The sequence below is a fragment of the Agrobacterium sp. 33MFTa1.1 genome (genome assembly GCF_004328495.1).
GTDB lineage: Bacteria > Pseudomonadota > Alphaproteobacteria > Rhizobiales > Rhizobiaceae > Agrobacterium > Agrobacterium pusense.
Map to the genome: position 1 here is coordinate 2,624,805 of NZ_CP036358.1, position 17,868 is coordinate 2,642,672.

Sequence of the window (17,868 nt, forward strand, 5' to 3'; positions counted from 1 at the left end):
ACATGGCTGGAGGAATTCGCGAAAACAGCGGTGACGATCTCTCCGAAAACCATGAGATCAATGTCACGCCCTTCATCGATGTGATGCTGGTTCTGCTCATCATCTTCATGGTGGCCGCGCCGCTCGCCACCGTCGATGTGAATGTCGATCTTCCCGCATCCACCGCAAAACCCGCGGAGCGACCGGAGGAGCCGCTGTATCTTACGGTCAAGGACGATCTCTCGCTTACTCTGGGCAATGATGCGGTCGCCCGCGAAGCCTTGGCGGCCGCCATCGACCGCCAGACGGGTGGCAAGAAGGATACCCGCATCTTCCTGCGTGCAGACAAGGCGGTTGATTACGGCCACTTCATGGAAATCATGAACCTGCTGAGAGATGCCGGTTATCTGAAGATCGCCCTTGTGGGGCTGGAAAATGCCGCTGCCGTGTCGCAGCCTCTGGCTGCTGGCCAGCCCGCCCCGTCGGCGGTGCAGGACGCGACGCCATGAGTGAAAACGGCTATCCACAGGCCCGACATTCCCGCCTTTGGGAGGTGACGCTGTGGTCCGCCGCGGCGTTGCTGATGCTCAGCGTCCATGCCGGGTTCGCTTATTATCTGATGCAGGAGCCGGACGAGCTCGAGGCCGGCGGGCCGCCCCCCGCCGCCATCATGATCGAAATGGCGGCGATACCGGAAGCCGTCCAAACTGAAGAAACGACGCAGGCGCAGGATGTCGAGGACGCCGAGGAAGTGAAGAGCGACAGCAGCGAACCGGTTGAGGAAGCTGCTCCTGAAGAGACCCCGCCACCACCTGAACCGGTTGCCGAAACGCCGCCGCCGGAGCCGGTGCAGCCGCCTGAGCCACCGGTCGAGGAGATCGTCGAACCGCAGGAAGTTCCCGAGCCGGTTGAGACCGTCGATCCCGTTCAGGAGCAGATGATGGCGGAACTTGAAAATGTCGAGGTCCCCTTGCCCGTCATGCGGCCTCCGCCTCCGCCCGTCGAAAAGAAAGAGCCTGAAGAGAAAAAGAAGGTCGAGCGCCAGCGCCCCAAACCGCAGCAGGCCTCGGAACTGCGTGAAACTGCGAAGGTGGAAGCCCAGCAATCCGACCGCACGGCCGCATCGCGCAGCAATGCCGGCTTCTTTTCTTCCTCGTCCGCCTCCCCGGCAAAATGGGGATCGAAAGTCCGCTCGCACATTCAGCGCCGCAAACCACGTTCACTCCGCAGCGATGCGATGACTGCGACGGTGCGGTTCCGCGTCAATGATGCCGGTGCCATCAGCGGTGTCAGCGTTGTTCAGTCCACCGGCGATTCGTCCGTGGATCAGCAGATCGCAGCCTGGATTCAGAGCGCGTCGCCCGTGCCCGCCCCGCCGCCGGAAGCAAACAGGACGATCACGCTGCCGATCAGCATCCGCTAGCAGCTCCCCTGGCGGGACCGATTTTTTCCGACCTGTGCCGCGGTGTGGCCTCAATGATATTTCGCGAATGTTTTCGATGGTGTAGGTCTTGACGACATCACAAGCAGAGGCATTCCGGAATGAAATTCTCAATCGCAGAGGCGGAGGATCTCGTATCCTCTATCTTTGAGCGCAACGGCGTTCTACCGCAAAACGCCCGCTCGGTGGCAAAGGCGCTCGTCGCCTCCGAGGCCGCCGGGCAGGGTGGTCATGGTTTTCGCCGTATACCCGTTTACGTCCGTCAGGCGCGTGTAGGCAAGGTCGATGGCAAGGCGCGTCCGGTGGCCACACGGGTGAAGCCCGGCGTCCTCTCGGTCGACGCCAATCATGGTTATGCCTATCCGGCGATCGATCTCGCGCTTGAGGAATTGCCTGAAATGGCGCGCGAGCAGGGGATCGCGCTCGCCGCCATCCACCGTTCCCATCACGCCGGCGTCATGGCGCTGACCGTCGAACGTATTGCAGAAACGGGTCTCGTGGCGCTGATGTTCGCCAATGCGCCTGCGTCCATGGCGCCCTGGGGCGGCAGCAAGCCGCTTTATGGTACGAACCCGATTGCCTTTGCCACGCCTGTTGGCGGCGCTGATCCACTCGTCATCGATCTGGCTCTCTCCAAGGTCGCACGCGGAAAAATCATGGCGGCGCGCCAGAAGGGGGAGACGATCCCGGGCGACTGGGCGCTTGACAGAAATGGCCGACCGACCACCGATCCGGAGGAGGCCATAGAAGGAACCATGGTTCCTGCGGGCGAAGCCAAGGGCGCAGCGCTGGCGCTGATGGTGGAAATCATGGCCGCTGCAATTACCGGCGGAAACTTCGCCTTCGAGGCTTCCTCCCTTCTGGACGACAAGGGTGCGCCCCCCTCGCTCGGACACACCATCATCGCAATAGACCCTGTATCATCAGGCGGCTCTGCCTTTACCGAAAGGCTGGCTCTTATCGCCCAGGAGATAGAAAAACAGGAAAACGTCCGCCTGCCCGGTCGCCGCAGCCAGGGTATCCGTAAACAGGCGTTGGAAAGCGGTATCGTGATCGAAAGCGATATTCTTGGCGAAATTCAATCGCTTTGACCGGACATTAAAAACCCGGCGGGTCGACCGTGACCCGCCGGGTAAACCGTAAATGGCTGCGTTTATCTGCGTCGATGGGACCGGACATCATGTCCAGCCGCCATTTGGTCCGCCGATCCCGCCATTGATATGGAAGGATTTTGACGCAGAAAGCCGCTCATTCGGTTTTCAGCTTCCGGAAAGGACTTTGTCGCGGAAGCTTGAGTTGAGCAGGTGGCGATTATGCCTCCTGTTCGATCAGGCCGCGCAGCAGGGCAATACTGACGGTATTCAGCAGATTGGTCGCACCGAGCCTGTGGCGCACCTTTTCCAGAGTATCCTTGACGTCCGCTTCGTCGGCGCCGACTATCACGGCGACGTGCGAGGGATGTTTGCCCCGCGCGACCAGCCCCAGATATTGCCGCTCACGCTCCGAGAGGACGACTTCATGCGTCTGGCGATATTCATGCGGCGAATTTGAAGACATTTCTTTCAGCCTCAAAAAAGATTGGCCTTCCCGGGCAGGAGCAGGCAGTGTTCATTCTCCGACACCAGCTCGTTGGCCGCTCCGTCCACACGCGAACAGAAACGCCAATTTCGCCAATAGGTTTCATCTGGCCTCAGGAGTTTGGCGGTAAGGGGCCGCTTTCGCAGCCTGTAAATCCGATGCGGACGTTCTATTCCAGCCATTGAGGGCCTGCGACAACGACGCCCAGCGACGACAATCTGTCTGGCGTAAAATGCAGTTTCAAAGCTTTGGAATGTTTTCGTCACACCCGAAGGAGATCGGCGCTCTAATAATCGATGTGTTCCACCGATAAAATAACATGACGCGCCAAGTTTTTCATTTTATTGTTATGTTTCGGCACACATCGCGACAACTGTCGATATATTCATCAACTTTAATGCTTCATTCCGAAATATTGATGCTGTAGCCATGTATTATCCGGCGGAATGATGCGCGTGTTTCCGGCGAATATCCGTAGGTGTTGCCCCGAACCAGCGGGAAACGGAGCGGGAAAATGCACCTGGGGTCGAATATCCAAGCCGGTAACTGATGTCGGAGACCGGAAGATCACTTTCCACCAGAAGCTTGAATCCGGCATTCTTGCGAATGGCATCCTTTATCTCGTTGAGATTGGTCCCGAGTTCGGCAAGGCGACGCTGAAAACTGCGTTCCGAAAGGTTGAAATAAGGGGCAATCTCGCTGAGCGAAAGCTCCGCATCGGAAAGCCTCATCTGCATATACCGCTTCACCTGATCGATGAAATGCGTCGCGTCCGCCGATGTCTCCGGTCGAAGCATCCGGCATTGCAAATTCATCAATTCGAACAGGCGTTCATCGGCGTTGGGATTGGCCACATCAAGGAGAGATAGGGGAAGGCGCATGGTATGGATCGGTTGGGAAAAGCTGATCCGCTTCGTCATTCGTTCTTTAAATAATTGAATATTATCGGGTTTCGGTCGCTCCATTCCAATCTCGATCTGATGGATGCGCTCTCCCAGAATATCGCGGAGTCGCTGTATCAGGATTGCCAGGGACAGATCGACATATTGATCACGCTTGACAATCACCGGTGCAAAAGACCATGACAGCGTCACCCCGGTCGCATCTGCAACCATGGTGAAATTGCTGTTATTGGTCGCATAATAGACGTGATCCTGAAGAAAGCGCAGAAACGCCCGCACCGTCGGGGCGCTGATCAGGCCATATCCGAAAGCACCGGACGCGCCGGCGGGAAAAGTGGAGGCGCACTGCAATCCGAAAGCGTCGTCGCCGGATATCAGGGCGCAGGTTTCCAGCAAACGGCATAATCTATCGAGGCTGATGCGCTCTGTGAGACTTCCGAAATTGCCGGGATCGATCTCAAGAGCCTTGCAGATGGGTGCGATATCGATGCCACGCCCCCGCGCATAATTGCTGACGCCGGCGGCCAGACCGGCCACCACAGTTATTTCGTCGCTGAGCCTCTTTTCGGGCATCCCTAGCCTTGGCGTACCATGTTTGGAAATTGTCGCCTGATGGTAAGCCTCGCGCACCCGTTTGTCGAGCAGTGCGGCCGGGGATTTTATGTACGGTTGCGGACGCTTTGCTCCAGAAGCTGCATCATTGTTTTTCCCGCATCTTCGATCGCGCCGCTGTTGTCCACAGTGATCACGTCAAAATTGCCGTCGACACAGAGAGAACTACGTTCCAGCCGTCGCAGGATATCGTCGCGGCTCTCCCGTCCTCGCTGTTCCAGCCTTCGTGCCAGAACCTCCGGTCGCGCCACGATATTCACGACCTTCAGGCGGGAAAAAGCAATGCCGAACTGAGGCAGGGCCGACCGGGAGCCGTTGGCGATAACCACGTCCCCGGCGTCCAGCTGACGATAGACAGCGGCCGGAATGCCATATTTCAGCCCATGCGCCTGCCAGGAGACTGCGAAAGCGCCTTCACTCTCAAGCCGGTTGAATTCCTGCATGGAAACTGCGTCGTGGTTTTCACCGCCCGCGTCGCCACTGCGGGTAATGACGCGGCGGGTGAAGTGAAAGCCCGGCCGGCCGGACAGCTGCATTGCCGCATAATCCATCAGCGTATCTTTGCCGGCCCCGCTGGGGCCGACAATGACGATCATGGTTCCGGGCGATCCCTCGCGCCGGCTATCTTGTCCGTCGCCGGTCATGCCACGCGCTTGCCCAGACGCCAGACGGAACGTGCCACGGGAACGCCATCTTCGCGGTGAACCCGGACCAGATCGGCCCGCAGACCGCCGGCTATGCGGCCGCGGTCGTGAAGACCAACGGTCCGCGCCGGTGTGGCGGTGACCATACGCAGAGCTTCCGGCAGCGTGATGGCTTCCACCTGATCGGCAAGCAGGAACGGCGCGAAGAGCAGGCTGAAGGGCACGTAGTCGGAAGAGAGAACATCCAGAACACCAATTTCGGCCAGATCGCGGGCGGCGATGTTGCCGGAATGGGATTTGCCGCGAACGATGTTCGGGGCGCCCATCAAGACACTCATGCCGGCGCTGTGCGAAGCTTTTGCCGCCTCGACGCTGGTGGGAAATTCCGCCAGCTTCACACCGTGACCAATCGCTTCGCCGACATGCGCTTCTGTTGCATCGTCGTGGCTCGCAACGGTGATTCCACGCTCGGCGCAGCGGGCAGCCAGATAATCACGATGCTTGGCGGAATATTCCGCCGATGCCGCCTGCCTGCGCCGCACGAATTCGGCGAACGCCTCGTCGCTCAGACCGCGCTTCTTCTGATAATAGAAAATATACTGATCCATCGACTGGAACTGGCGCTGGCCCGGGGAATGATCCATCAGCGAAATCAGCCGCACGCGCGGATCGGTTTCGAAATCTTCAAAATGCTCCAGCACATCGGCGGAAGCGACCTCACAACGCAGATGCAGCAGGTGGTCCGAGCGCAGGCGGTTCTGATCCGCCGCCGCCTCGATGGCGTCAGCCATTTCCCGCATTTCACCTTTTTTGAAACCACCGTCTTCATCCGAGCCAAGTCGCAGGCAATCGAATACGGTGGTGATGCCGGAGGCCGCCACCTGTGCGTCATGGGCCTGAATGGCGGCAATCTTGTCCCAGATGACACCGGGGCGCGGCGAATAATGCTGCTCGAGATGGTCGGTATGCAGTTCCACCAGGCCGGGAATCAGGAAATCGCCTTCAAGATCTTCTCCGGTCTTGGAGGCGCCTTCGCTGATATCGGCGATCTTGCCGTCGCGGATCAGAACGGAGCCCAGAATAATATCGTCTTCCAGAACGATACGGGCGTTGGAAAGGGCGTGCTCAGTCATGGTGTCGCATCTTCCTTTGGCTGCTGGCCAAGCGGGTGCCAGCTGTGAACGGTGAAGGGGGCGCCGCGCGTTTCTTCAATGAACAGGGCGAGGCCGGAAACGGTGAGGGGTTTGTCGGTGAATTCGGCAAATCGTGCGGAGAGAAGCTCATGCACGGCGGGCTGTTCGCTTTCGTCGATCCGGCCGGTCAGCGTCATGTGAAAACGGAAATCATCCATGACATGCGGATAGCCCCAGAGCGACAGATTTTCCCGCTGGCTTTCGGTCAGCATCTGCGGCCGGCGGCGGGCAATATCTGTTTCGGACAGGGGCGCGCGGAACCGGTCGAAATGATCCACGATTTCCGCTGCAAAGTCTTGCAGCGGCTGGTAAATGCGATCCGGCACCAAGGCGAAGAATGGCCCAAGTGCACCAACCACGATACGCGGAATGTCAAAGGCCGGCTGGCTTGCAGCAAAGTCCGCGACGGCCGCCAGCAGCTCTGCTTCGCTGTATTTCTCGGACAGCTCGAAAGGCGCTTTCAGGGTTGCGTGGAAGCCATAACGGCGGGGCTCTTCCGTCATCTCCGCATAGTCGGCATGGTCATCATGCAGTCTGCCGGAAAACGCGTTTCGTCCAAGCCAGCGGGATGCCGTTTCGGTCAGAGGATGATCTTTAGCCGGAGAAAAATAGATGGCATAGCGCACGGCAAGCACTCTTCGGTGTCATGGAAAACCAGGGATGAGAAGCTATTTGGCGTGACTCGCCCGCCTCCCGCAAGGTCAGGAGTGCGAAGTAATCTCTTTCCGTGACAGAATGATGATGCAGATGGAAAAAAGCGCACCTGGAACCTCATAGAGGTTAAGGGTGCGCTTGAGGATAAGTTAGCCCTACGGACGCGGGACGGAGAAAGGATCAGTCGCTTCTCCTGATGTGAGGGGCGGGATGACGAACGCTTGCGGCGTCACGTGAAGTCCCGCCTTGCCGGGTTTAATGATGCGTTTTCCCGATCAGACGCGAACGCAGCGAGTTAGAAATGTGGTCGAACAGGAAAACGACGAAGAGGATCAGCAGGACCATATAGGCCACCTTGTCCCAGTCGGCATTGGTGCCCATCGCTTCCAGCAGTTTCAGGCCGATACCCCCGGCTCCCACCGCACCGATGATGGTGGCGGACCTGGTGTTGCTCTCCCAGAAATAGAGTGACTGTGAAATAAACACAGGCAGAACCTGCGGCAGCACGCCGAAGCGATTGACGGCAATCGGGGAGGCGCCGACCGATTTGACACCCTCGCGCTGCTTGTCGTCGACATTCTCCAGCGCCTCGGCATAGACCTTTCCGAGCGCGCCGGTATCGGTGAAGAAGATCGCGGCAATGCCGGGGATCGGTCCGGGGCCGAAGCTGCGGGTGAAGAACAGTGCCCAGATGAGCATGTCGATCGAGCGCAGAAAATCGAAAAGGCGCTTCATGCCCCAGTTCGCCGCCCTGTTCGCGGTGATGTTGCGTGCGGCGATAAAGGCGAGCGGCAGGGCAACGACGGTGCCGAAAAGCGTACCCACGAAAGCCATGACCAGCGTTTGCATCAGCTTGGACAGGATGTCGGCGTGTTGCCAGACCCTGTTGTCGAGAAAATCATCGACCATATGGCTGAGATTGGAGCGCGCGGGATCGAGCCTCTCTCCCCAGAGAGCGAGAGCGGCAAGCTCGCCATAACCCTTGCCCCAGAATTCCGATTTCGTATCGAACAGGAAGTTCGCCCATCCAAGGAAACGCCGCTGCACATAAACCTGACTGGTGCGGATTTCCGCCTGACCGGCAAAGCCGTAATGCACCAGCACCTTTTTGCCGTCCTGCTGTATTTCGGCAGGCAGCCCCTGTGGTGCAACCGCGCCGTCGTCGTTGATCATGACGGGATAGTTCTTGCCGTCGACATAGACATCCACGCGGGTTGGCGTCACATCGAGGCGGTTGTCCGAACCCGCATAAACAACACTGTAACCGCCATCGGGCAGGGGTTGCAGCCAGTCGATCTTCGCATCGACCGGATATTGACCGCGGCTCGACCATTGCGGTTCAACCTTGCCGGCTTCGAAACGGAGGCGCGGTTGGGCGCGCCAGGAATACCAGTCCTGGATGTAGCTGGAGGCGCGATCCCATCGGCCCTGCATGAAAGCCGGACCAACATTGAAGAGGAAAAAGCAGCCGACGAGGTAGGCGGTGACGGCAAGAAGTCCGACAAGCAGACCATATCGCTGCATGAAACTGCGGTTGAATACCTCAGGATGCGCAGCCGTCAGCCTCTCGCGCTCGGCAGTGTTGAGAATGAAGCTGGAAGACATCAGGCCGCTCCCCGTCCGAATTCGAAGGATTGATGGCCGATCAGCCTGCGGCGCAGCCAGCCGGAAAACTGATCGACGGCGATGATGGTGATCAGCAGCAGAATGATGATGGCATAGGTCTTCGACGCATGATCATTGCCGATGGAGAGCCGGAACACTTCGCCGATGCCGCCGCCGCCCACGGCGCCGATGATGGTGGAGGCGCGCACGTTGATTTCGGCGCGCAACAGCGCATAAGAAACGAAATTTGGCAGCACCTGCGGCACGATGGCGAAACGCACCCGCTCCAGCCAGTTGGCACCGGCGGCGCGAAGGCCTTCATCCGGCTTCATGTCGGCATTTTCCACCACTTCGAAGAAGAGCTTGCCGAGAGCGCCGATGGTATGGACCGAGATTGCGATGATCGCCGCGATCGGACCGATCGACAGAATGGCTGTCAAAAGCCCGGCGACGACGATTTCAGGAAAGGCGCGCAGCACTTCCATCACCCGGCGCACCAACCAGCGCACAAGGCCGGCGCCAACGAGATTGGTGGAGGCGAAGAAGCAGAGCACGAAGGCGAAGCCGGTGCCGATGATCGTCGAGACCAGCGCAATATTGAGCGTGATGATCAGCTGGTAGATGAAGTGCGGGATGTAGAAACCGCTGGTGATGTAAACGCGATCCGCGACATAGTTGTATTTCAGCGAACCGTCCGCATAGGGCGACGGCAGGTCGAACATGGCCCGGAAGATTTCCAGCGGACTATCGGGTACGAAGGTCTTCATGAAATCGAAGAAATAGGGCAGGCGCTCGAAAAATTTGCCTGAATTGGCCGCATTGGCGAAATTCAGGGAGGCGGCAAGGATGACGAGAAAGATCACGAGCGAAATGACGGTATAGATTCGCCGAGTCGCAAGCTGCTGTTGATAATGACGCATGACCGTCTGGGACGATGCGCTCAATCCTTCTGGCGAGAAGGTACCATGGTGCAGTGTGGTCGCCATGCCGCTTTTCCTTTATTTGCAAAAGCGGCGGCGCCGCAAGGCACCGCCGCTTCCGGATATGATCTGAGGATCAGCCGCCGATAACCGACTTACGGGCGTCGATGATCGTCTGGTAGAAAGACGGGTCGACCTTGATGTAGGCGGTGTTCTTGCCCTGGGTGAAGCCCTGGAAGCAGGCGAGGTCCTTCTTCGGCAGTTCCATGAAGAAGTTTTCGACCTTCTGCTTCATCGCGTCGCCGAGCTTGTTGGTGACCATCAGCGGGCCGTTCGGGATCAGTGGCGACTTCCAGACTTCGACGATATCGTCCATGTCAAGGTTGCCCTTCTTGACCATCTGGTAGAGGTTGCCGGCCGTGTAGCCTTCTTCCCACTTGCCCACGCCCGAACCAAAGGTGGTGCCGACATCGAACTTCTTGTCGAGAACGGCGAGAACGAGGTTCTCATGGCCGCCGCCAAAGCCGGTTTCGGAGAAGTATTCCTTGACCGGAACGCCGGTTTCCTTCGGAATAGCGACGTTCGGAACGAGGAAGCCGGAGGTGGAATCGGGGTCCGCGAAGCCGATCTTCTTGCCCTTGGCATCAGCCAGCGTCTTGATGCCGCTGTCCTTGCGGGCAACCATGATCGTGTAATAACCGGTCGAGCCGTCAGCGCCGGCGGTGGTCAGAATCGGATCAACGGCCTTCGGATCGGCCAGGGCGATCTTGGCGTAGGAAGAAGCGCCCATGGAGGCGATGTCGATGGTGCCGCCGAGCAGACCCTGGATGACGCCGTTATAGTCCGGCGATGGGAAGATCTGAACTTCGGAAACGCCGGTCGCGGCCTTCAGGCCATCGGCTACGCACTTCGTGTTGCGGATCTGGTCCGCTTCGTTTTCGGAACCGTCGAGACCGATGCGCAGGACCTTGACGTCCTGGGCCATGGCGGAACCGGCCAGAACGCCAAGGGCGACTGCCGAAAGAAGGATTTTCTTCAACATGGACTTTCTCCTGTTTCCCGGCAAGCCGGAGTTTGTTGTGAACCATCGGCCCTTGACGCGGGCGCAAACGATGCTGGGCGGTTCCCTCAGAGCCCGGCGAGAGCGAGCGGTTCGGGACCGGCAGATTGCTGCACCGGACGCGCGGCAAGTTGCGCGCCGGGAATATTGATGCTGGTCGAGGTCATGGTCTCGTCGATGCCGGATCCCTGAGAATCGGTTCCGTAAATCTCGGTAACGGCTGCGGCCGTCAGTTCGGCGGGCGTTCCGTCGAACACGACGCGGCCCTGAGACATGCCGATGATGCGTTCGCAATAGTTGCGCGCGGTATCCAGCGTGTGCAGGTTGGTAATGACGGTGATACCTTCACGCTCATTGATGTCGCGCAGCGCGTCCATCACGATCTTGGCGTTCAGCGGGTCGAGCGAGGCGATCGGCTCGTCGGCAAGGACCATCTTCGGAGACTGCATCAGGGCGCGGGCTATGGCGACGCGCTGCTGCTGACCGCCGGAAAGCGTACCGGCCGCCTGCATGGCCACATGTTCGATACCAAGCCGCTCCAGCGCGGCGATGGCCATCAGGCGCTCTTCATGTGTGAAGATGTTAAAGAGGCTCAATGCCGTGGAACGGTGGTTGAGGCGTCCAAGCATGACATTGGTGAGCACGTCGAGGCGCGGAACAAGATTGAATTGCTGGAAGATCATGGCGCAGTCGCGCTGCCAGTTGCGCAGTGCAGCCCCCTTCAGCGACGAGACTTCCGTGTCATTGAAATTAATGGAACCCGAGGACGGATCGACGAGGCGGTTGATCATGCGCAGCAGCGTCGACTTGCCGGCGCCTGAACGTCCAATCACGCCGACCATCTGGCCCTGCGGAATTTCGACATTCACGGAATCGACCGCAGTGTGATTGCCGAAACGGCGCGTGACTTGCTTCAGGTGAAAGCTCATTTCCCCGTCCAATCTTCTTTTGACGGGGTTCGGCGTAACAGCGGTGCGTGAAGTGCGAATGTCAGTTTGATGAAGAAAATATTACAAAGAGCTCAAGTGTTGCGGCCGCATGTTTGCCGGCGAATGTCTGGGAACCGGCCCGCCGCGTCTTCAGGACACCAAACTGAAAAGCAAACCCCGGGAACTTCCCGGGGTCGATCAGGTCTGTAATGTTTCAGCCGCGATATTTTCTGATGAAATCCTCGGCCGACATGCTGCGAAAATCATCGAGCGCGTCGCGCAGTCTTCCGTGATCCCAATCCCACCAGCTGAGGTCATCCATCTGCCGGCCCAGTTCTGCGGGGAAACGCTCCCGGATCAGTCTTGCGGGTACACCTCCCACGATGGTGTAGGGCGCTACTTCCCTCGAGACGACAGCACCTGCTCCGATCACCGCGCCGTTTCCAACGGCGACCCCAGGCAGGATGGTGGCGCCGTGGCCGATCCAAACATCGTGACCGATCACCACGCGTCTGGCGCGGCGAGCGGCAAAAAAATCGGTCTCGTCTTCCGCATCGTCCCAGTAATTGCGCGCGCGATAGGTGAAATGATGCAAGGTCGCCCGCTGCATGGGGTGATTGGTGGCATTGATGCGGACGGAGGCAGCGATGTTGACGAATTTGCCGATGGTCGCGCACCAGATGGCGCCGTCCTGCATGACATAGGAATAGTCGCCCATCTCGACCTCCTCGATGCGGCAGCGCTCCGAAATTTCGGTGTAGCGGCCGATCGCGCTGTTGGTGACGCGGGCGGTTTCGTGGATGACGGGCTCAAGGCCGACCTTCACACTCATGCTGCAGCCTTCCGCGGAGAAAACTGCGAAACGTCGAGAATGCGGTCGGCCACGGCTTCCCGCACTTCTTCATCATGAAAGATGCCGAGCAGTGCCGTGCCCTTTTCCTTTTTCTCCCTGATCATCTCGACGACGACACGCCGGTTGGTGGCATCAAGGGAAGCAGTTGGCTCGTCGAGGAGCAGGATCGCATGATCGGTGATGAAGCCGCGGGCGATGTTGACGCGCTGTTGTTCACCACCTGAGAAAGTGGCGGGCGGCAACGACCACAATTCGCGCGGCAGGTTAAGTTTCGAAAGCAGAGCGGCCGCCTGCTCACGTGCCTCTTCAGTGGCAATCCTGCGCGCCAGAAGCGGTTCGGCAACAACGTCTATGGCGGCGACGCGGGGCACCGTGCGCAGGAATTGGCTGACATAACCGATGGTGCGATGGCGAATGTCGAGGATCGTGCGAGGGGAAGCGCTGCCGATGTCGACAACTTCACCCTCATGGCGGATCAGAATCTGTCCGCTGTCTATGGCATAGTTGCCATAGAGCATCTTCAGGATCGAGCTCTTGCCGATGCCGGAGGGCCCGCCGAGCACGACGCATTCGCCGCTGCAGACAGAGAAATTGACATCGCGGACGACAGGCAGTTCGATGCCGTCGCGAAGATGCATGGTGAAGCTTTTGAAGACTTCCGAAACGATGAGGGGCGTCGGCATGGCGTCAAACCTGCAAGATGGAGGAAACAAGCAATTGCGTATAGGGCTCGCGCGGATCGTCCAGCACCCGGTCGGTCAGGCCGTGCTCGATGACGTCGCCGCCCTTCATCACCATCATGCGGTGAGACAGCAGCCGGGCTACCGCGAGGTCGTGGGTGACGACGACGACGGCGAGGCCGAGATCGTTAACGAGGCCACGCACAAGATCAAGCAGACGCGCCTGCACGGACACATCGAGACCACCTGTTGGCTCATCCATGAAAACCAGGCGCGGCGAGGTGACGAGATTGCGGGCGATCTGCAAACGCTGGCGCATGCCGCCTGAGAAGGCGCGCGGCTGATCATCGATACGGTCGGTGCCGATTTCCACCCTCTCCAGCCATTCGCTGGCCGATTGCCTGATATTCCCGTAATGCCGGTTGCCAACTGCCATCAGCCGCTCGCCGACGTTTGCACCGGCCGAAACCGCCATTCGCAACCCGTCTGCCGGGTTCTGATGCACGAAGCCCCAGTCGGTGCGCATCAGGAAACGCCGTTCGGCCTCACCCATATGGTAGAGATCGCGCATAGAGCCGTCGCGCATGCGATATTCCACGCTGCCTGCCGTTGGCATCAGCCGGGTGGAAATGCAGTTGAGGAGCGTGGTTTTGCCGGAACCGGATTCGCCGACTATGGCGAGAACTTCACCTGGATAAAGTTCGAAAGAGACATTGCGGCAACCGGCTCGGTCACCGTAATATTTTGAAACGTCACGGACTTTGAGAAGCGGTGCGTCGCTCATTCTGCGGCCTCCTTCACATCCGCCAGCATATGGCCCTTGTGGCCATGGGCGCGGCGGTCCTCGCAATGATCGGTATCGGAGCAGACGAACATCCGTCCGCCTCTGTCATCAAGCACCACCTCGTCGAGATAGACATTTTCTGCGCCGCACAGCGCGCAGGGCTTGTCGAAGCGCTGGATTTCAAAAGGATGATCCTCGAAATCGAGGCTGACGACGTCGGTGTAGGGCGGTACAGCATAGATGCGCTTCTCGCGCCCGGCGCCGAACAGCTGCAACGCGTCCGACATGTGCATTTTCGGGTTGTCGAATTTCGGGGTTGGCGATGGATCCATCACATAACGCCCGGCCACCTTCACCGGATAGGCGTAGGTGGTGGAGATGCGGCCGTTGCGGGCAATGTCCTCATAGAGCTTGACGTGCATCAGGCCATATTCCTCCAGCGCGTGCATGACGCGCGTTTCGGTCTCGCGCGGCTCGAGGAAACGCAACGGCTCGGGAATGGGTACCTGATAGACAAGCACCTGGCCCGAATGCAGTTCCTCTTCCGGAATGCGGTGCCGCGTCTGGATGATGGTGGCATCCTTCGTTCGGGTCGTGACGGCAACATTCGACACCTTCTGGAAGAAGGCGCGGATGGAAACCGCATTGGTCGTGTCATCGGCGCCCTGGTCAATTACCTTCAGCACGTCGTCGGGGCCAAGAATGGAGGCGGTCAATTGCACACCGCCCGTGCCCCAGCCATAGGGCATGGGCATTTCACGGGAAGCGAAGGGAACCTGATAACCCGGAATCGCGATGGCTTTCAGGATTGCCCGGCGGATCATCCGCTTGGTCTGTTCGTCCAGATAGGCGAAGTTGTAGGCAGCCAGTCCGTCGTCAAATGAAACTTCTTCAAGCATTGCGCGTTAGCCTTGTGAAAAAAGGAGTACAAGCTCATGGAGATTGGAATTCTTGTAGCCGTGTTCTTTGCTGTCTTTGCAGCAACGACCGTCTTTTGTGCTTACTGGTTCGGCGAGCAGCACAGCCGCTGAGTCATTCGGCCGCATCGCCCATCCATTCCGCGCCAGTCGCGTTCGTCGCTTCGAAATCAGCACGCATTTTTCGGACGAGCCCGAGTTCCGCCTGGAAATCCACGTAATGCGGCAGTTTCAGATGTTCGACGAAGCCCGTTGCCTGCACGTTGTCGGCGTGTGAGATGACAAATTCTTCGTCCTGCGCCGGCGCGACGACATCTTCGCCGAATTCCCCGGCGCGTAGTGCACGGTCGACCAGCGACATGGCCATCGCCTTGCGCTCGCTCTGACCGAACACCAAGCCATAACCTCGCGTGAATTGCGGAGGGGCCTTGGACGAACCCTTGAACTGGTTCACCATCTGGCATTCGGTAACCTGGATATCGCCCAATGAGACCGCGAAGCCAAGTTCCGCCACGTCTAGCTGAATTTCAACTTCGCCAATGCGAATCTCGCCGACAAAAGGATGTGTCCGGCCGTAGCCGCGCTGCGTGGAGTAAGCGAGCGCCAGAAGAAAACCCTCATCGCCGCGTGCCAGTGATTGCAGGCGCAAATCGCGCGACATCGGGAATTCCATCGGTTCCCGCGTCAGGTCACCGGCAATATGGTCGTCCGGCAACTCGCCATCGCTTTCGATCAGCCCTTCCTGGGCGAGAATATCGGAAACGCGCATGACATGTTCCGGCTCGCTATCCCGCTGGGTTGCTGCTTCGACCGTTTGGTCTTCGAGAAGAGAGGGGTCGAGCAGGCGGTGGGTATAATCGAAGGTCGGCCCCAGCAATTGTCCGCCCGGCAGGTCCTTGTAAGTCGCGGAAACGCGCCGCTTCACCGTCATATCAGCTGTGTCCACCGGTACCGAGTAACCGAAGCGCGGCAGCGTGGTGCGGTAGGCACGCAGCAAAAAGATGGCTTCGATCATGTCGCCGCGCGCCTGCTTGATGGCAAGGGCCGCGAGCGACTGATCGTTGAGAGACGCTTCCGCCATTACCCTGTCGACAGCGAGCGAAAGCTGTGAAACGATCTGCGCGACCGTCATGGCAGGCAAGTCCCGGTCTCCGCGCCGCTTGTCGGCCAGAAGCCGGTGGGCATTGGCGATGGCGGTTTCACCGCCTTTGACAGCAACATACATCTTATGACTCCACGAGTTTGATGCGCGTCGTGCGCGGCAGGCAGACGAATTTATCGCCAGCCGTCAGGATCACGTCGACGCCGCGCGGGAAGAAGGCGTTGTTCTCCGCCCAGAGCCTCGGGAATATGTCGGGCAGACCGGAAGGACTGATCACGTTGACGTGGCGGATGCCAGGGCCGGAAAGCTGCAGTTCCCGACCGCCATCGAGATCAGGCAACTCGATGATGAGCGTGGTGGAACGGTCGGGATATTCCTGGCTTCCCAGGGCGAAGAGACCGAAGGACGAAATGGCGCTGCCGGCCTCGAAGACCGCGAAATGTGCCGTGCCCTTTTCTTCTGTCGCAGCTGCGCCAGTGTGAAAACCGATCCAGCCGGGGACAGCGGTTTTTCGCAGTGCGCTGCTCAGCCAGACCGGAGTGTCATGGTCACAGAGCGCCAGCAGAACCGCTCCGGTCGCCGCGGCAAGCGGCAGCGGCGGAAAGACTGCTGTTTCGACCGCCTGTGTGGTGCCCGGACGGGCCATGCCGTCCATCAGTTTTTTGAAAACCCGTTGGGAATCGAAGACGGCGTCGGAGAAACCGCCCGTCAGTGCTTCGGCCTTGACACCCATCAATCTTCTCCTCGAACCATGGTAAAGAAATCGACCCGTGTGGCGGCAGTCTCTTTCATTGTCCGCTCTTTCTCTGCGGTCAGCCTTTTTTCGAGAGGCGAGAGAAGCTCGGTCTCGATGAAATCCCGTGTCGGGCTTTCCTGCCAGAGCGCATCGAAAACGGCGGCGTACCAGGCTTTTTTGCGACCGGTGCCGAGAACATGCGCATGACCCACGGTGCCGGAGGCCAACTTGATCGTCGCCCGGGTGACTGTCGTTTCACCGAGGTTGAAAGGAGCGCCGCCACCGCCGATCCGGCCCTTGACCATCACCAGCCCGGTTTCCGGCCCACGTACGGTTTCCGTTTTGGGGTTCTCACCCTGGCGGTTCCAGGCCGTTTCAAGTTCCTGAACCGTGGCGCGGGCAAGGAGCGCTGCCGCTCTTTTTCTGCCTGCGTGTATGTCTGCCGTATCGTTTGTCATTGCTTGACCTCTAATGTCTATTGATATAGACAACTATACAATATAAGCTACAAGTAATGGCGATGAATGACAAGCGTGTGACATGAGCCCTTCGGCAACGATGAAAAGAAAGAATGGAGTGGCGCTCTGGCGGCAGATCGCCGACCGGATCAGAGGCGAAATCGCCGCTGGTGATCACGACGAAACCGGCATGTTACCGCCGGAAATGACATTGGCGCAAAAATTCGGCGTCAACCGCCATACTGTCCGGAGTGCCATTGCCGCACTGGCGAGCGAGGGCATACTCGAGCCGATGCAGGGACGCGGCACGATCATCGCCCGCAAGGAGCGTTTGAGCTTTCCGATATCGCTACGCACGCGCTTTACGGCTGGCATCGGCGATCAGGTAAAGGAAATGGAGGCGCTGCTGCTTTCCCACATCACCGAGCCGGCCAATGCCGATCTGGCGGCGCGATTGCAATTGCCGCTGGGTACGCCGCTCATACGTCTCGAAACGCTCCGCAAGGCGGACACTCGCCCGGTCTCTCGCTCGACCACGTGGTTCCCCGCCGACCGTTTTGCCGGAATAGGAGAGGCTTATCAGAAAAGCGGCTCCATTACGGCTGCGTTCAAGATGCTTGGTGTGGCAGACTACGTGCGCATTTCGACCGTCATTTCCGCTAGTCACGCGGATACGCGCGATCTCGCCGATCTCGAATTGTCACCAGGCGCCATCCTGCTGATAACCCAGGCACTGAACGCAGATATGGACGGCGTGCCGGTGCAATACGCCATCAGCCGCTTCTCGGCCGATACGGTCGAATTCACAGTGGAAAACTAAG

At 59.0% G+C, this 17,868-nt stretch carries 20 protein-coding genes; 4 read left to right on the forward strand and 16 right to left on the reverse strand.

Annotation, left to right across the window (positions count from 1 at the left end; translation table 11 throughout):
- Window positions 1-2: 2 nt before the first annotated feature.
- The 3 genes from exbD to EYD00_RS13065 all read left to right on the forward strand — a co-directional run bounded on the left by exbD (window position 3) and on the right by EYD00_RS13065 (window position 2,511).
- A complete protein-coding gene (gene exbD, locus EYD00_RS13055; protein WP_034496154.1) occupies window positions 3-488 on the forward strand; it encodes a TonB system transport protein ExbD in 486 nt (161 codons plus the stop codon).
- Window positions 485-1,402, forward strand: coding sequence for a TonB family protein (locus tag EYD00_RS13060; protein ID WP_004439235.1), 918 nt, complete (start codon window positions 485-487; stop codon window positions 1,400-1,402). Before exbD ends, EYD00_RS13060 begins: the two co-directional genes overlap by 4 nt.
- Window positions 1,403-1,521: 119 nt before the next feature.
- A complete protein-coding gene (locus EYD00_RS13065; protein WP_004439236.1) occupies window positions 1,522-2,511 on the forward strand; it encodes an Ldh family oxidoreductase in 990 nt (329 codons plus the stop codon).
- A gap of 220 nt (window positions 2,512-2,731) precedes the next feature.
- Here the strand turns inward: EYD00_RS13065 and EYD00_RS13070 are convergent, their stop codons facing one another.
- The 16 genes from EYD00_RS13070 to phnG all read right to left on the reverse strand — a co-directional run bounded on the left by EYD00_RS13070 (window position 2,732) and on the right by phnG (window position 17,047).
- Entirely contained in the window at window positions 2,732-2,977 is a 246-nt protein-coding gene (locus tag EYD00_RS13070; RefSeq protein WP_022555391.1) for a response regulator transcription factor, read from the reverse strand.
- Window positions 2,978-3,432: 455 nt separating this feature from the next.
- Window positions 3,433-4,473 (reverse strand): AraC family transcriptional regulator, encoded by a 1,041-nt coding sequence (locus EYD00_RS13075; protein WP_004439237.1) that lies wholly within the window; start codon window positions 4,471-4,473, stop codon window positions 3,433-3,435.
- An 86-nt stretch (window positions 4,474-4,559) separates the two neighbouring features.
- Window positions 4,560-5,156: a phosphonate metabolism protein/1,5-bisphosphokinase (PRPP-forming) PhnN gene (gene phnN / locus EYD00_RS13080; RefSeq protein ID WP_004439238.1), complete on the reverse strand. Its 597-nt coding sequence runs from the start codon at window positions 5,154-5,156 to the stop codon at window positions 4,560-4,562.
- Window positions 5,153-6,289, reverse strand: coding sequence for an alpha-D-ribose 1-methylphosphonate 5-triphosphate diphosphatase (locus tag EYD00_RS13085; protein ID WP_004439239.1), 1,137 nt, complete (start codon window positions 6,287-6,289; stop codon window positions 5,153-5,155). The genes phnN and EYD00_RS13085 overlap by 4 nt, the downstream gene beginning before the upstream one ends.
- Window positions 6,286-6,984, reverse strand: coding sequence for a DUF1045 domain-containing protein (locus EYD00_RS13090; protein ID WP_161794455.1), 699 nt, complete (start codon window positions 6,982-6,984; stop codon window positions 6,286-6,288). Before EYD00_RS13090 ends, EYD00_RS13085 begins: the two co-directional genes overlap by 4 nt.
- A gap of 274 nt (window positions 6,985-7,258) precedes the next feature.
- Entirely contained in the window at window positions 7,259-8,608 is a 1,350-nt protein-coding gene (gene phnE, locus EYD00_RS13095) for a phosphonate ABC transporter, permease protein PhnE (RefSeq protein WP_004439241.1), read from the reverse strand.
- Entirely contained in the window at window positions 8,608-9,594 is a 987-nt protein-coding gene (phnE, locus tag EYD00_RS13100; protein ID WP_004439242.1) for a phosphonate ABC transporter, permease protein PhnE, read from the reverse strand. The genes phnE (EYD00_RS13095) and phnE (EYD00_RS13100) overlap by 1 nt, the downstream gene beginning before the upstream one ends.
- Window positions 9,595-9,664: 70 nt before the next feature.
- Window positions 9,665-10,570, reverse strand: a complete 906-nt coding sequence (gene phnD / locus EYD00_RS13105) for a phosphonate ABC transporter substrate-binding protein (protein ID WP_004439243.1) — start codon at window positions 10,568-10,570, stop codon at window positions 9,665-9,667.
- Between the two features lie 86 nt (window positions 10,571-10,656).
- Window positions 10,657-11,517, reverse strand: a complete 861-nt coding sequence (gene phnC, locus EYD00_RS13110) for a phosphonate ABC transporter ATP-binding protein (protein WP_004439244.1) — start codon at window positions 11,515-11,517, stop codon at window positions 10,657-10,659.
- A gap of 214 nt (window positions 11,518-11,731) precedes the next feature.
- Window positions 11,732-12,349: a transferase hexapeptide repeat family protein gene (locus EYD00_RS13115; RefSeq protein WP_004439245.1), complete on the reverse strand. Its 618-nt coding sequence runs from the start codon at window positions 12,347-12,349 to the stop codon at window positions 11,732-11,734.
- Window positions 12,346-13,053 carry a phosphonate C-P lyase system protein PhnL gene (gene phnL / locus EYD00_RS13120; protein WP_004439247.1) on the reverse strand — a complete coding sequence of 236 codons (708 nt, stop codon included), beginning with the start codon at window positions 13,051-13,053 and terminating at the stop codon, window positions 12,346-12,348. Before phnL ends, EYD00_RS13115 begins: the two co-directional genes overlap by 4 nt.
- A gap of 4 nt (window positions 13,054-13,057) precedes the next feature.
- Window positions 13,058-13,834, reverse strand: a complete 777-nt coding sequence (gene phnK, locus EYD00_RS13125; protein WP_004439249.1) for a phosphonate C-P lyase system protein PhnK — start codon at window positions 13,832-13,834, stop codon at window positions 13,058-13,060.
- Window positions 13,831-14,733, reverse strand: a complete 903-nt coding sequence (locus EYD00_RS13130) for an alpha-D-ribose 1-methylphosphonate 5-phosphate C-P-lyase PhnJ (protein WP_004439252.1) — start codon at window positions 14,731-14,733, stop codon at window positions 13,831-13,833. Before EYD00_RS13130 ends, phnK begins: the two co-directional genes overlap by 4 nt.
- Before the next feature lie 133 nt (window positions 14,734-14,866).
- Window positions 14,867-15,976 (reverse strand): carbon-phosphorus lyase complex subunit, encoded by a 1,110-nt coding sequence (locus EYD00_RS13135; RefSeq protein WP_004439256.1) that lies wholly within the window; start codon window positions 15,974-15,976, stop codon window positions 14,867-14,869.
- Between the two features lies 1 nt (window position 15,977).
- A complete protein-coding gene (gene phnH, locus EYD00_RS13140) occupies window positions 15,978-16,586 on the reverse strand; it encodes a phosphonate C-P lyase system protein PhnH (protein ID WP_004439258.1) in 609 nt (202 codons plus the stop codon).
- The gene (gene phnG / locus EYD00_RS13145; RefSeq protein WP_004439260.1) at window positions 16,586-17,047 is read right to left on the reverse strand and encodes a phosphonate C-P lyase system protein PhnG; all 462 of its coding nucleotides are present in this window, start codon (window positions 17,045-17,047) and stop codon (window positions 16,586-16,588) included. Before phnG ends, phnH begins: the two co-directional genes overlap by 1 nt.
- 82 nt (window positions 17,048-17,129) lie before the next feature.
- Between phnG and phnF the strand changes: the two genes are divergently transcribed.
- The gene (gene phnF / locus EYD00_RS13150) at window positions 17,130-17,867 is read left to right on the forward strand and encodes a phosphonate metabolism transcriptional regulator PhnF (protein WP_004439262.1); all 738 of its coding nucleotides are present in this window, start codon (window positions 17,130-17,132) and stop codon (window positions 17,865-17,867) included.
- Window position 17,868 lies beyond the last annotated feature (1 nt).